The organism is Pseudoalteromonas sp. SaAl2, assembly GCF_052947895.1.
In genome coordinates this window covers 91547-107240 of sequence record NZ_CM129605.1, presented here as the reverse complement: position 1 = coordinate 107240, position 15694 = coordinate 91547, and the positions used below count along the sequence as shown (strand labels likewise).

Genomic DNA, 15694 nt, shown 5'->3' with positions numbered 1-15694 from the left:
AGTAAATACATTTGGTAATGAAACGAGATAGCATGGAAAACATTGAAGTCCGAGGCGCCCGCACGCACAATTTAAAAGACATCAGCCTAACCATTCCCCGTGATAAATTAATAGTTATCACCGGTCTATCTGGTTCTGGTAAGTCGTCTTTAGCATTTGATACCTTATATGCAGAAGGGCAACGCCGGTATGTAGAATCTTTATCAGCTTACGCAAGACAATTTTTATCACTCATGGAAAAGCCTGATGTTGATCATATTGAAGGTCTTTCCCCTGCAATCTCCATAGAGCAAAAGTCGACCTCTCATAACCCTCGCTCTACTGTAGGAACCATTACCGAAATTTACGATTACCTGCGCTTATTATTTGCTCGCGTTGGTGAGCCACGCTGCCCTACTCACGATTTACCTCTTGCTGCACAAACGGTGAGCCAAATGGTCGACACTGTTTTAGCATTCCCTGAAGGCAGCAAGCTGATGATGCTTGCACCAGTAGTGAAAGAACGTAAAGGCGAACATGTAAAATTGCTCGAGCAGTTAGCGAGCCAAGGTTATATCCGTGCTCGTATTGATGGTGAAGTGTGTGACTTATCTGATCCACCAACCTTAGAGTTACATAAAAAACACACCATTGAAGTTGTGGTCGACCGTTTTAAAGTCAAAGACGGCTTACAGCAACGCCTTGCTGAATCTTTCGAAACAGCCCTAGAGTTGTCGTCAGGTGTTGCAACAATTGCTTCTATGGATAACGACGGCAGCGAAGAGCTATTGTTATCAGCAAACTTTGCCTGTCCGACATGTGGCTACGCCATGACCGAACTTGAGCCTCGCTTGTTCTCATTCAACAACCCTGCAGGCGCATGTCAAAGCTGTGATGGATTAGGCGTAAGGCAGTATTTTGACCCTAACCGTGTTATTCAAAACCCAGAGCTTAGTTTATCCGGTGGTGCCATTAAAGGCTGGGACAAACGCAGCTTTTACTATTTCCAAATGCTACAAGCCGTTGCCGAGCATTATAAATTTGATTTAGAAGTACCTTTTCAAGAGCTCAGTAATGACGCTAAAAAGGTTATTTTAGAAGGCTCTGGCAGCACTAAAATTGCTTTTAATTATCGCAATGACCGAGGTGACTTAATTACTCGTAACCACGAGTTTGAAGGTGTGCTCAATAATATGAATCGCCGTTACCGCGAAACTGAATCTAATTCAGTGCGTGAAGAACTGGCAAAATACCAAACCAGCCAAGCTTGCCCAAGCTGTAAAGGTTCACGATTACGCCAAGAAGCTCGTAGCGTGTTTATCGGCCAAACAAACTTACCAGATATTACGTCAATGAGTATTGGCGAAGCGATGGACTTTTTTGCAGAGCTTACTTTAACTGGGCAACGTGGCCAAATAGCAGAAAAAATACTAAAAGAAATACGCGATCGTTTATCATTTTTGATTAACGTGGGTTTGAACTATCTATCATTAGAGCGCAGCGCCGATACACTTTCTGGCGGTGAAGCGCAGCGAATTCGCTTAGCCAGCCAAATTGGCGCAGGCCTTGTGGGTGTTATGTACGTGCTTGATGAGCCATCTATTGGCCTGCATCAACGTGATAACGACCGCTTATTACAAACACTGATTCATCTACGCGATTTAGGTAATACCGTGATTGTGGTAGAGCATGATGAAGATGCAATCCGCGCCGCCGATCATATCATTGATATTGGCCCAGGTGCTGGCGTGCACGGTGGTTATGTCATTGCACAAGGTACCCGTGATGACATTTTAGCCAGCGAAAAATCTGTCACAGGGCAGTTTTTGTCGGGCAAGCGTAAAATTGAAGTACCTAAAGAGCGCCATCTGATCAATGATAAATGGCTTGAGTTATTTGGCGCTACAGGTAATAACCTAAAAAATGTCGACTTACAGATCCCATTTGGCTTGATGACCTGTATTACTGGGGTGTCTGGCTCAGGTAAATCAACCCTTATTAACGACACCTTATTCAAATTAGCTCATACCGAGCTAAATGGTGCAACCACCGCAGAAGCCGCCCCTTATAAAGAAATTAAAGGGCTTGAATACTTTGATAAAGTAATCGATATTGATCAAAGCCCCATTGGCCGCACACCGCGTTCAAACCCTGCAACTTATACCGGTATATTTACCGGTATTCGTGAGTTATTTGCCGGCACTCAAGAAGCCCGCTCACGGGGTTATAAAGTGGGTCGCTTTAGCTTTAACGTTAAAGGTGGACGCTGTGAAGCCTGCCAAGGTGATGGCGTTATCAAAGTCGAAATGCACTTTTTACCTGATGTTTATGTACCCTGTGATGTATGTAAAGGCCAGCGTTATAACCGTGAAACCTTAGAAGTACAGTACAAAGGTAAAAATATTCACCAAGTGCTTGAAATGACAGTGGAAGATGCCCACGACTATTTTGATAAAATACCTGCAATTGCACGTAAGCTAAAAACCTTAATGGATGTTGGGCTCTCTTATATTCGCCTAGGCCAAGCTGCTACAACACTCTCTGGGGGTGAAGCACAGCGTGTAAAACTAGCTCGTGAGCTGTCTAAGCGTGATACCGGTAAAACCCTGTATATTCTTGATGAACCGACTACAGGCTTGCACTTTGCCGACATCGAGCAGCTATTAGTTGTATTGCATCGCTTACGTGACCACGGTAATACCATTGTGGTGATTGAGCACAATCTTGATGTGATCAAAACCGCAGACTGGATTGTCGATTTAGGCCCTGAAGGCGGTGCTGGCGGTGGTGAAATTTTAATCGCAGGCACACCTGAAGAAGTGGCAAAATGTGAGCGTTCACATACCGGGCACTATCTAAAAGCTCTACTTTAAACCATGAAGGACAAGGAATGTTACGATACTTTAAAGTAGCAAAATGGCGTGCAAACAGGCAGTTAAAGCAACATAACGCAAACTTTAAGCCTCATAAAGCACGTCTAATAAAACGCATACAAAGTATCTGGTTTAATTTAAGTGCAGCCCAAAAGCTGTACTTACTTGCCCTTATTAGCCTGGTCTTACTGCAATCTGCAGCACTTGCAAGTTTATTAACCATTATTGCGTTAGTCGTAGAGTTTTGGCCTAAATTTATACAATTGTGGCATTCACTGGCCGGTAAAGCCTTAATACTACTTTTTTACGCTATTATTGCCAACTTTGTGTTAGCCAGTGCAAGTGGAATCGTTAACGAAGTCACTCAAGTCTCTGCAGCACACTTTAATTACAGCCATAATTTTGCAACTTTACTCTATTTACCACCTTGGGCATTAGGGATTACGCTGGGCACTTTGCTACTGCTACAACTGATATTACCTTTTTATATCATTGCATTATTAGTAATTAAACCATTTGGCTCTGATCGCGTTAAATTCATCAGTCAGAGTTACTCTCCGTTATTAACCGCACTACTGCGCTTTTCCTTAGCAAGTGTCGTTATTGTCAACCTCATTTCATTTATCGATGAAAAACCAACTGAACAAGTGTTTGACGAAATAGTCAGTAGCTTTTCCAACGGCGCAGAAACTGGCCAAGCTCTCGCTGCAGAGTCGAGCGGGGAAAACGAACAGGCACTAAAAGAGTTAAATGAGCGACTAAAACCAATGGAAAATAATAGCCAAGAGAGCCTCTCGGACGAACCTTCTAAGATTGCAGTCGATGTTGAGGGAGATGGTAGTACTGCAGAAAATATGACTCACTTTTTTGAGACTAAAGGGTATTTTGAACGCAGTAAATGGCTTATTGCAAGCTTTGCTTATCATTTTGAAGCTGACACTTTCTCACGCTGTGCTAAAGCTAAAAATAGCAAAACTGTAGAATTAAATGATTATGAGTTCGTAGAAATAACGCTAGATAACACAGAACCATATAGTTATAGCTTTATTGTAAAAGCATGTGATTCACCAGGGATAAAACCCGTTAAATAAACACTATTAATGCTCAAAATAAGGGTTTACTAATTCAAGCTCGGTTGTTTTCGTTACGTCATAAGGGAGAGATTCTAAATCCTGCAAAAAATAGCTCTCGAATAGCGTCCTAAACTCCCCTGTTTGCTCTAATTTGATTAACCCCTTTTCAATCGCACTGGCAAGCTCTGGCTTTTCTTTTGACACAAAATAATAAAATGCAGCTGGGTAGCTAATAAACAGGTTAGGCACAATCGCTAAGTCAGGATTATCAACCTCATTAAGCTCTGACGTTACCTCAATAAATGAACGAGGAAAGTACTCTATTTTACCTTTGGCAGTCAAAGCAAACATTGCCTCGTAATTCGCAAGAGGCCTAACTGTTAGACCGTTATGGGCCAAAATTTTTGTATCTGGCCAATCATGTCCTTGAGCTGCACTTAGCTGTTCGAGTTGTTCAATGGTGCTGATTTTTTCATATAATGGTAGCAGCTGGCGATTAGTCACAAGTGCACGTTTACCAATATAACCGCGATAAAGTGGGATTTTTATTGCTATGGCCAGTGTTTCTCGTTCTGGGCTGGTCATACTCCAGTATAAATCGACATTATTATCTTCTAAACCGATCAAAGCACGTTGTTGATGTGGATGTACAATCACGTGATTAATTTTAGCTGGGTACTGTGCCGCTCTAAGGGCTTGCTCTAACAAGATACTTAAGTATTCATCACGCTTATATTGTGCTCTCGGCTCTTGAGCTACATTAATGGTTTGTGCAGTCAGCGTAGCGCAATAAAACAATACCGCGTGTATGGGAAAATAAAAAAAGGCTCGTTTCATTAGAACTAATAAAGAGTGTTTTTTCTAAACTACACGCTGATGAGTAATTACTCAAGTATAAAGTTATAAAGCGTGCTTATCCGGATTAAGTCTAACAACGGCAGGTGCAGGACTTCGGCGCTTACAAACAAATAAATGACTTTCTCGGTATCGTTTTGCTTCTTTTTTAGCGTCAGTTGCAAGCGCAGCCACTTGATGACTGTTGTTACATAGAGCTAAATCAGGCTCTACCAAACCTATTGATAAAGTAAGTAACGGCACAAACTGCTTTTGCCCTTCGCGATTACTTGCCCAATAGCCACCACTGGCGATATGCTCAGGGGTAAAAAATGCACGAGCTTTGACTTCAAAATCATTAATTATGTAATTACACACGAGAGCGGCTTCATCACTGTCAAATACCACCATAAAGTCATCCCCTCCTATGTGACCAACAAAACTAGGGATATTAGCGCATGCTTGCACTGTGACATCGGCCAGTAACTTGATCACACTATCGCCGCTGGCATAACCATAAAGGTCATTAAATTGCTTAAAGTGATTTAAGTCTATATACGCAAGAGAGAAACCATTTTTACCGCGTAAGCGGTGTTCGATAGCTTCATTTATTGCCACATTACCCGGTAACATCGTGAGTGGATTTGCATGCTGCGCATGACGAATTTTTTCATCGGTAATGTGCTTTAAAATATCGCGCAATGGTGCTAGGCCTAAATACCGTTCTTCTCGAGTAATAACGATATGACGACGAATATCAAAGTCATTCTCAGTAATTTGTTGGCTTACCGTATCAAGTAACTGGTTTTCATCTACAATTAATGGTTGCTTATGCATTAACGCCGTGACAGGCTGTTTATCATAAAGTGCATGCCCATAAGGTGCGGCAAATACTTCTGTCAGCTGGTCTTTATGTAATAGGCCTATAGGCTGCTGTTGCTCGTTTAATACAGCGATACTGATTATCGTTTTATCTTGTTCAAATATTTTATGAGCATCTTTACAACGTGTTTCACTCATAATGGCTGCTTGCTCAACGGCCAACCAGCCTATGGCCATTGATTGTTCAAGCTGATTACTTAAAGGTGTGAAATTTAGCTGCTCTAATTGCGGGCTTTTAAATTCTGCACTTGGTTTTCTGTTTGGCCGCTCGAGTAAAAACCCCTGAGCATTTATTATGCCCAAGCTTTCTAACAAATATAGCTCTTCAATGCGCTCTATGCCCTCAGCAATGACTTCTGTATTAGTCACTTTAGCAAGTTCGATAATCGATTTTAAAAACTCTTTCTTCACCACACTTTGATCACAATGATCAATAAAGTAGCGGTCTATTTTTACAAAGTCAGGGCATAACTCAGACCACTGTTTTAAACCCGAGTAACCCGCTCCTAAATCATCGATGGCGATAGAAAAGCCAAGCTTACGATAGTGTGCAATTGTTTTTAATAATAAAAAGCCATCATCTACTTTTTCTTGCTCGGTGACTTCAATAACAACCCGGCTTGCTGTAAGGCCAAAGTGCTCAATAAGGTGTAAGGTTTCACCTTTAGGGTGACATGGGTCAAGGAGTGTTTTGGGGCTAACATTCAAGAACAATTTACCTTGCAAGTTTAATTTCACAAAGTTTTCAATGGCTTTTGAACGACATAATAGCTCTAACTCTGAAATCTTATCGTAACTAATCGCCGCGTTAAAAAGCTCGTTCGGCATTTCTAACAGGCTATTTTGGGGTCCGCGACTTAATGCCTCATAACCTAATATATGTTTATTATAAATATCAAAAATCGGTTGGAATAAGGTTGTTATATCACTGTTATGTAATATATTTTCTAATGTAATTCGCTGAATACTCACCTAGCACCAAACCGACAGTTATTATTTATAGGCGGTTAAAGTAGCAACTAAATATGACAGTTATATGTCTAATCCGCCAGTTCAGCTTCAACTTGCTCAAAGTGAGCCATGGCTTCAATCATATCAAGCTCAACCGTTTTATATTCCACGCTGTTGTTAAGCCCTTTATGAGCAATAGCTTGCACCATGGCTCCATGAACAAGTAGCTCTTTAATGTGGTAGCAAATAGGTTGTTCGAAGCTAGGTAACTTTTTACCAAGTAAGTAATCACTTGCAATTTTTTCAACTGGTAAACTCGTCATGTCTGCGGCAGCAGCATTTAAGCTAGCTAAATAGTGTGTACATTGCGGAACTTCAACAGTGAGATCTTTCAATAATGATTGTGACAATATCACTAGTTTCGCTGACTCTTTTTGTAATTTATTCGCATCATTATTGGTATTAATAATACCTAATACATATGCTGCTTGGTTACGATATTGCTCAAGCAAAGTTAATTGCACTGCCTCATCGTGTTGCTCAGAGTGTGTCGATTCAGTATTGTCACCACATGCACTGAGCATGATTAAAAGGCTGGCGAGAAGAAGTGATTTAAGCATAAAGTGGTTACTTGTATGAAAACAAAGAATAATGCTCATTATATGAAAAATCACGTTCTAGAAACAGTAATACTTAAATTCGTAGGAGCGCGCTTTAGCGCCGATGAACTTTTACACATAACCCAAAGCTTAAAGACAATCACGGCTACAGCCTGTTCCTGCAATAAAAAAACCGCTCAAAGAGCGGTTTTTAAACGTACATTCAGTTCTGCTGCTTAGAACAATATCTAAGGCATTGGATCTAAATCGGCACCTTCTTTTTCTATCACTTCTGGGATTAAGTCTTCTTTACTCACACCCATTGCTATCGCTACTGCACTGGCAACATATATTGATGAATACGTACCAATAAACACACCAAATAATAATGCAGTGGCAAAACCGTGAATTGTTTGCCCACCCCATACAAACAGTGCTATCAATACCAAAATAGTGGTAATTGATGTAACCAATGTACGGTTAAGTGTTTGCGTCAACGAGATGTCGATGATCTCAATCGTATCGTCGATACGTACCTTGCGGAAGTTCTCACGAATACGGTCAGATACAACAATAGTATCGTTAAGTGAATAGCCTATTACTGCAAGTATTGCAGCAAGAATGGTTAAATCAAACTCCAAACCAAGTACTGAGAACAATCCTAAAGTAATAATAACGTCATGCATTAGCGCTGAAACTGCCCCCAATGCAAAACGCCACTCAAAACGAAATGCAACGTAAATCAAGATACAGATAAGTGCAGTTAACATGGCTAGGCCACCCTGCTCTTTTAGGTCCTCACCTACACTTGGGCCAACAAATTCAATACGACGCATTACCACACTGTCATCAGCTTGTTTTAATGCTGCAATAACTTGGTTACCAATTACTTCAGCTTTTACGTCATCGCCACGCGGTGCTAAACGCACTAATATCTCTTGGCTAGAACCAAATAACTGTACCGATGCGTCAGCAAAGTTGTTTTCAGCGAGGACCGCACGTACTTTTTTTAAGTCCGCTGGCTGTGAAAAACCTACTTCAACGGCCGTACCACCAGTAAAGTCCAAACCAAAGTTTAAGCCCTTTACAAAAATAGAAGCTAATGAAGCTAAAATAAGTAGCGTTGAGATACCCATTGCAACTTTTCGTAACGACATGAACTGTAACGTTCTGCCGCCTAATTTTAAAATTTGCATCATCGCTCCTTAAATTGACAGCTTATCGACACGTTTACCGCCGATAAATAAGTTGATCACGGCACGCGTGCCAACAATGGCTGTAAACATTGAGGTCAAAATACCAATCGCTAATGTTACGGCAAAGCCTGCAATTGGACCGGTACCCACAGCAAATAAGATAATAGCTGCAATTAAAGTCGTAACATTTGCATCAAAAATAGTACTAAATGCACTGTCGTAACCATGATGAACTGCTTGTTGCGGACTACGTCCATCAGCAAGTTTCTTCACGAATACGCTCAAAGATAAGTACATTGGCATCAACTGCCATACCGACGGTTAATACAATACCGGCAATACCTGGTAGCGTTAGTGTAGCGCCTGGAATTAACGACATCACACCAATGATCAACACAAGGTTCGCTGCAAGAGCAATGTTTGCCACCATGCCAAAACCTTTGTAATAAACCAGCATAAATATCAGTACAAATAAGAAGCCAAGAGCAACGGCGGTCATACCTGCTTCGATATTTTCCTGTCCTAGACTTGGGCCTACTGTACGCTCTTCAACTATTTGAATTGGCGCAACAAGTGCACCAGCACGAAGGAGTAAACTTAAGTTATGGGCTTCAGCTGGGTTATCAATCCCTGTTATACGGAATGAACGGTCAAGACGAGCTTGAATTGTGGCTACGTTAATAACTTCTTCAACCTTAATTGGTGGAAGCGCTTTACCGTTGGCATCTTTTTTACCTGATGGCTTGTATTCGATAAATACCGTTGCCATACGTTTACCAATGGCACGCTTAGTGAACGCATTCATTTTAGCGCCGCCTTTGCTATCAAGGCTAATACTCACTTGCGGACGCTGATATTCATCAGCACCTGATTGTGCACCTGTAATGTGGCTACCTTCAAGAATAATGCGCTTTTTAAGCACTACAGGGTAACCGTCACGGCTCATGATCATTTCTGTGCCGGCAGGAATACGCCCTTGCGCTGCTGCTGTTGGATCAGCATTTTCATCCACCTCACGAAACTCAAGGGTTGCTGTTGCACCAAGTATTTCTTTCGCGCGGGCTGTATCTTGTACGCCAGGCAATTGCACAATAATACGTTCAGCACCTTGACGCTGTACGTTTGGCTCTGCAACACCAATTTGGTTGATACGGTTACGAATAATAGTTTCGTTTTGCTTGATAGCGTAATCGCGAATTTCTTTTAGCTTTAAATCGCTAAGGTTGGCATAAAAGGCGTTATCGTTTGAGCTATCATCAATGAAGGTATGTAACGGGTAGCGAGACTGTAGAAAACGTTCAGCGGCATCTTTATCTTCTTCGCTGCGCATTTCAACTCGCATACGCTCGCTATTAGCGACACGGCGAATTGAGCGATAACGAAGTTTTTCACCACGTAGGTCACTTTTATAGTCTTGCTCCATCTGTTCCAGCGCGTTATCAACGGCTGTCACCATGTCGATTTCCATCGTAAAGTGAACACCACCACTTAAATCCAAGCCCAACTTCATTGGGTTACCACCAAGGCTTTTCAGCCAATGAGGTTGCGCCGGGGCCATATTAATGGCTGAGATGTAATCTTCGCCCAGTGAATTACGCAGTAAATCTTGCGCTTTAAGTTGTTCTTCTACATTTTTGAAACGAACTAAAATTTGCCCATTTTCAAGTTTTGTAGATTTCACTGTTACCTTGTTATCTTTGAGGATGCCATTTACTGTATCTAATACACTGAGTTCAACATCAGCACCTTTTGCGCCAGAAACCTGTATGGCCGGATCGCGGCCATACAGGTTTGGTGAAGCATATAAAAGGCCGATAGCTATCACAGCGATAACAAGTAAATACTTCCATAATGGAAACTTGTTTAACACGTGTCTGTCCTTATTATTCTAATTATAGCGACTTCATTGTGCCTTTAGGCAGTACTGCAGAAATAGCAGATTTTTGTACAGTCACTTCTGTTTGATCGTTTAATGCAATAACGATGAAGTCTTTGTCTTCTGCGATTTTTACAATTTTTCCTACTAAACCACCTTGGGTAAGTACTTCATCACCTTTTGCCATCGAGCTCATTAAGCTTTTATGCTCTTTTACGCGCTTAGCTTGTGGGCGGTAGATCAAAAAGTAAAATACTAAACCAAAAATAGCCAACATGATTAGCATTTCGTAACCGCCGCCTGCGGGGGCTGCACCAGCCGCACTTGCGTGGGCGTTTGAAATAAATAAACTCATAACACTTCCTCTTTAATTTTTATAAAATTTAATCGTTTATATCCGCAAGCTCTGGCACTTCTTGGCCACGGCGAGCATAAAAATCATTTACAAATTCATCTAATTTGCCTTCGCTTATTGCGTTGCGTAGGCCTTCCATCACACGCTGATAATAACGTAAGTTATGGATTGTGTTTAGTCGCGCACCTAAAATTTCATTACATTTATCAAGGTGATGTAAGTATGCACGAGAATAGTTTTTACATGTATGGCAATCACACTCAGGATCAAGTGGGCCGGTATCTGTTTTATGCACTGCGTTACGGATTTTAACAATGCCGCCAGTCACAAATAAGTGACCATTACGCGCATTTCGCGTTGGCATAACACAGTCAAACATATCAATACCACGGCGTACAGCTTCAACTAAGTCTTCAGGTTTACCTACGCCCATTAAGTAACGCGGTTTGTTCTCTGGCATCTTATACGCACAGTGATCAAGAATATTGATCATTTCGTTTTTTGGCTCACCTACAGATAAACCACCTAACGCATAGCCATCAAAACCTATTTCTTCAAGGCCTTTTTGTGACTGCGCACGAAGCTCAGGATACATACCACCTTGAATAATACCAAATAAAGCTGATGGGTTATCACCGTGACCTTCTTTCGAACGCTTAGCCCAACGAAGTGATAGCTCCATTGAATCTTTTGCTTCTTTTTCAGTGGCTGGGTATGGCGTACATTCGTCAAAAATCATCACGATGTCTGAGCCTAAATCGCGCTGCACTTGCATTGCTTTTTCAGGAGAAAGCATGATTTTCTCACCGTTTACTGGTGAGCTAAACAATACGCCTTCTTCAGAAATTTTACGCATTGCACCAAGACTAAACACTTGGAAGCCGCCTGAATCAGTTAGAATAGGACGATCCCAGTTCATAAAGTCATGTAAGTCACCATGCTGTTTGATGATTTCAGTGCCAGGGCGCAGCATTAGGTGAAAAGTATTGCCTAAGCAAATTTGCGCGCCAGTATCTTTAACTTCATCTGGGGTCATGCCTTTTACAGTACCGTAGGTGCCAACAGGCATAAATGCAGGTGTTTCTACAACACCTCGTTCAAAAATCAAGCGGCCGCGGCGCGCTTTACCGTCAGTACGGTCTAATTCAAATTTCATATCGTCCTCAATGTCGGAAAAACAGTCCAACTACTGATGCAGGTGAATAACACCAACAAGCTATAATTTAACCGCTCGATTCTACCATTAGTTACTATGGCATTACTATTAATTGGGATAAAAGCCCAGATTAAAAGTAAAAAACCCCAGCATTTTGCTGGGGTCTGTTGCCGTTTCAGTCATATTTATTTGCGGGTCAAAAACATTGCATCACCGTAGCTAAAAAAGCGGTACTTTTGTTCTATCGCTGTTTGATACGCACTCATGATGTTATCTTGCCCAGAAAATGCACTCACCAACATAATAAGGGTTGATTCTGACAAGTGAAAGTTAGTAACCATGGCATCAACCACGTTGAATTGATAACCCGGATAAATAAAGATATCGGTATCACCAAAGTAACTAGCTAGCTCACCGCCGTGAATTTTTGCGGCTGACTCTAAAGAACGAACCGACGTGGTACCTACTGCAATTACTCGTCCGCCATTGGCTTTTGTTTTAGCCACCAAAGCAACCACTTCATCAGACACTTCAATGTATTCAGAGTGCATAATGTGATCATCTACAGAGTCAACACGTACAGGTTGGAAAGTCCCCGCACCTACATGTAACGTCACAAAAGCCATATTAACGCCTTTTTCTTTAAGCGCGGCCATTAAGTTGTCGTCAAAATGGAGTCCTGCCGTGGGCGCAGCCACTGCACCAGGCTTTTCACCATAAACGGTTTGGTAACGCTTACGGTCATCGTCTGTATCTGGGCGGTCGATGTAAGGCGGTAGTGGCATATGGCCAATATCGTTTAAAATTTCTAATACATTTTGGCTATCGGTGAATTCTAGTTCAAACAGCTCACCTTGGCGGCCAATCATAGTTGCTTGTGCTTTGCCTTCAAGTGTCAGAGTCGAGCCCTCTTTAGGTGATTTACTTGCGCGTACATGAGCAAGCACTCTGTGTTCATCAAGCACACGTTCAACTAAAACTTCAACCTTACCACCTGATTCTTTTTGCCCATACATACGCGCTGGAATTACTTTAGTGTTATTAAATACTAATAAGTCATTTTCGTTTACTAGCGCTAAAATATCGCTAAATACTTTGTGTTCAAGTGCACCTGATGGGCCATCTAGTGTAAGTAAACGACTGCTTGTTCTATCCTCTTTTGGAAAACGAGCAATCAATTCATCAGGGAGATCAAAGCTAAAGTCAGCAACGCGCATATTAAATATATCCAGATCAAAAAAGTCGCGCCAAGTTTAACTGTATCAAACTCATTGCTCAACTAAGTTTCATGGCACGCTAATGTTTTCTTGTGATTCGGGACAAATGGCATTATCCTAATCTATTGAATTAAGCATGGGTTAATAAGAGGTAATGACTTCATGGCTAAGCAGCTAAAGTTGCTGATTTTAAACGCCAGTATGACTGAGCGTCAGACTATTAGGTCAACTCTTACTAAACTTAATGTATTCACGTTCATTGAAGTTAGCGATACACAGCAAGCGTTAGAGATTTTAAAGCACCAAGCGGTCGATGTAGTTATCACAGGCCTTGATGTAGGTAAAATCGATGGCTGGCGCTTTTCTCGGATGATACGTTCAGGGCTGTTAAAAACTAAAAAAAATACGCCTATTTTGCTTACTCCCCCGATTTACTGTGAACGCATAGCCGAAACAACTGCCCGCAGTTACGGTATTGATGCCGTACTGCCGTTTGAACGCCAAGACATGCTGCCACAAGTGTTAGCCAACGTACTCTCTACGCACCTAGAAAAAAGTAGTCGCTTAAACTTACTGTTAGTAGAAGTTGACGATGTAAAAGCGACTGAAATCGAGCAAACGTTAGCGCTAAATTTTGCTTGTAATCGCGCTACAACCAACAAACAAGCATTAGCCACTTATTTACAGCAAGACTTTTCTATTGTGTTGCTGGATGCAACTGCAGATCTTGCTGGACCTGCCAATGAACTAGTCAAAGAGATATTACAACACAATTCTAAGCAAGCCATCGTAACCATTATTGAAACAAACGATGCTGATTACACTGAGCAATTGCTTCTGTCTGGTGTTACCGATTTTATACGCGCCCCTTACGAACAGTCTTTTTTAAGTAAAGTATGCGACCATGCCGCGCGCCGTGAAGATTTTATGGTGAGCTATGCAGAGTTCGCGCAAAAGGTTGAACAATTAAGTCAAAGCCAAAGCCGATATAAAGAACTGTTTTCTGCGCACCAGCGCATTTTACTACACTTAAATACCGTCGTGCTTGAGTTTGATCAGCAAGGGCTTATCCGCTTTATCAACCCAGCATGGGAGTCTCTCAGCGGCTTTGGCATTAAACACACCTTAACTAAATCACTCACTGATTTTTGTGTTGATGAATGCAAAGTAAAACTGTTAAGTACAATCAGCACGATATTAAAAGACGGGATAGAACAACAAAAAGTTGAAATTCAGATCATCCACAAAGATGGCCGTGCAATATGGGTTGAGTGTCGCTTACAACTAATAAAAAATAGCAGTAGCGCTGCAACTATCACTGCAACCATTGATAATATTCATGAGCGTAAACAAGCCGAACTACAATTACGACATCTCGCTTTGCATGACACTTTAACCGGTTTACATAATCGATATTACTTTGATCAACAGCTAAATCGTATTTGCCAAACAAGCAATACCTATACTGATGTAGAGCATGCACTGATTTACATTGATTTAGACCATTTTAAAATTATCAACGACAGTAAAGGCCATCAACAAGGCGACATTGTTTTAAAAGAAGTCGCTCAGTTGTTTACAGCTAATATTAGTGATGAACACCTTGTTTGTCGAATTGGTGGTGACGAGTTTGCAGTTATCTTAAAAGACATTAACTTGTTAGACGCCCATTTGGTTGCTGAAAGTATTTGTATGGCAATTGAAAGCCATCAATTCAAATCGGAAGAACAAATTTACTCGATTAGCTGCTCTATTGGTTTAACACAAATAACTGCAGCCAATCACGACCCAAGCGAGTGTTTAAAGCAAGCGGATATCGCCTTATATATTGCCAAAAACTTAGGCCGCAATTTAGTTCATTGCTACTCTAAAGACGACGCTAGCCATAATACACTACAAGCTGGGCTTGAGTGGGGCCATAGCATCCGCCAAGCACTTCAGCAGGATCAAGTTGAACTACATTACCAACCAATCTGGGACTTCAAAAAAGCCGAAGTGGCTTACTTTGAAACACTCCTGAGATTAAAGCTTGATGATGAATTGATTTATCCAAACCAATTTATACCGTCTCTTGAATTATTAAACGATACCTACTTAATGGATCAGTGCGTTATTCGTAACGCTATTGCAGCTATCGCCGCTAATCCTGAACTCAATCAAATTGCGATTAACTTATCTGCTCAGTCATTTTTAGATGAGCGGTTACTGCCCCATATAGAATCCACTCTTGAGAAATTCAATTTACCAGCAACTCGGGTGATTTTTGAAATAACAGAGTCAGCCAGCATAAACAACCTAACAGCAACAAGAGCTATGATAGAAAAACTGAACCGCCTTGGCTGTCACTTTTCAATTGACGATTTTGGTACAGGCTTTAGTACCTTTAATTATCTTAAACAACTCCCTGCACAACACGTAAAAATTGATGGCTCGTTTGTTCGTGATATGCTTAATGATCCTATTGATTTAGCCTTAGTAAAAGCAATTAATGATATTAGCCGCTCTTTAGATAAACGCTCAGTAGCGGAATATGTTGAAAATGAAGAAATATTTTTAGCACTAAAAGAAATTGGTGTTGATTACGGACAAGGCTACTTTATTTCACGTCCTGTACCGGTAGAAAAAATAAAAAATGAGCTTGAAAAAATATCTAAAAACAAAACTTTTTACGAACAATAACCTAGCTGAAAAAACACACATTCC

Annotated in this window: 10 protein-coding genes and 1 pseudogene; 3 read left to right on the top strand and 8 right to left on the bottom strand. The window is 41.2% G+C overall.

All coding sequences use genetic code 11. The annotated features are described in order from the left end of the window. The first annotated feature begins 32 nt into the window (after positions 1–32). Together uvrA and ACU8V8_RS00495 are read left to right on the top strand one after the other, a co-directional pair. Positions 33–2852: an excinuclease ABC subunit UvrA gene (gene uvrA, locus ACU8V8_RS00500; RefSeq protein WP_446888457.1), complete on the top strand. Its 2820-nt coding sequence runs from the start codon at positions 33–35 to the stop codon at positions 2850–2852. A 17-nt stretch (positions 2853–2869) separates the two neighbouring features. Next, positions 2870–3943 (top strand): hypothetical protein, encoded by a 1074-nt coding sequence (locus ACU8V8_RS00495; RefSeq protein WP_446888456.1) that lies wholly within the window; start codon positions 2870–2872, stop codon positions 3941–3943. Between the two features lie 6 nt (positions 3944–3949). Here ACU8V8_RS00495 and ACU8V8_RS00490 read toward each other — a convergent pair whose 3' ends face one another. The 8 genes and pseudogenes from ACU8V8_RS00490 to queA form a co-directional block, all read right to left on the bottom strand. Continuing rightward, a complete protein-coding gene (locus ACU8V8_RS00490; protein ID WP_446888455.1) occupies positions 3950–4762 on the bottom strand; it encodes a substrate-binding periplasmic protein in 813 nt (270 codons plus the stop codon). A gap of 63 nt (positions 4763–4825) precedes the next feature. Next, on the bottom strand, positions 4826–6607 hold the full coding sequence (locus tag ACU8V8_RS00485; RefSeq protein WP_446889558.1) for an EAL domain-containing protein: 1782 nt from the start codon (positions 6605–6607) through the stop codon (positions 4826–4828). Positions 6608–6681: 74 nt separating this feature from the next. Then, the gene (locus ACU8V8_RS00480; RefSeq protein ID WP_446888454.1) at positions 6682–7212 is read right to left on the bottom strand and encodes a hypothetical protein; all 531 of its coding nucleotides are present in this window, start codon (positions 7210–7212) and stop codon (positions 6682–6684) included. A gap of 227 nt (positions 7213–7439) precedes the next feature. Beyond that, positions 7440–8387, bottom strand: a complete 948-nt coding sequence (gene secF, locus ACU8V8_RS00475; protein WP_446889557.1) for a protein translocase subunit SecF — start codon at positions 8385–8387, stop codon at positions 7440–7442. A 9-nt stretch (positions 8388–8396) separates the two neighbouring features. Continuing rightward, positions 8397–10257, bottom strand: a pseudogene (gene secD / locus ACU8V8_RS00470) (protein translocase subunit SecD). Positions 10258–10279: 22 nt separating this feature from the next. Then, positions 10280–10618: a preprotein translocase subunit YajC gene (gene yajC / locus ACU8V8_RS00465; protein WP_087533343.1), complete on the bottom strand. Its 339-nt coding sequence runs from the start codon at positions 10616–10618 to the stop codon at positions 10280–10282. A gap of 28 nt (positions 10619–10646) precedes the next feature. Continuing rightward, positions 10647–11774 (bottom strand): tRNA guanosine(34) transglycosylase Tgt, encoded by a 1128-nt coding sequence (gene tgt, locus ACU8V8_RS00460; protein WP_446888453.1) that lies wholly within the window; start codon positions 11772–11774, stop codon positions 10647–10649. 185 nt (positions 11775–11959) lie between these two features. Beyond that, a complete protein-coding gene (queA, locus tag ACU8V8_RS00455) occupies positions 11960–12991 on the bottom strand; it encodes a tRNA preQ1(34) S-adenosylmethionine ribosyltransferase-isomerase QueA (RefSeq protein ID WP_446888452.1) in 1032 nt (343 codons plus the stop codon). 162 nt (positions 12992–13153) lie between these two features. Between queA and ACU8V8_RS00450 the strand changes: the two genes are divergently transcribed. Next, positions 13154–15670, top strand: a complete 2517-nt coding sequence (locus ACU8V8_RS00450; protein ID WP_446888451.1) for an EAL domain-containing protein — start codon at positions 13154–13156, stop codon at positions 15668–15670. Positions 15671–15694: the final 24 nt, after the last annotated feature.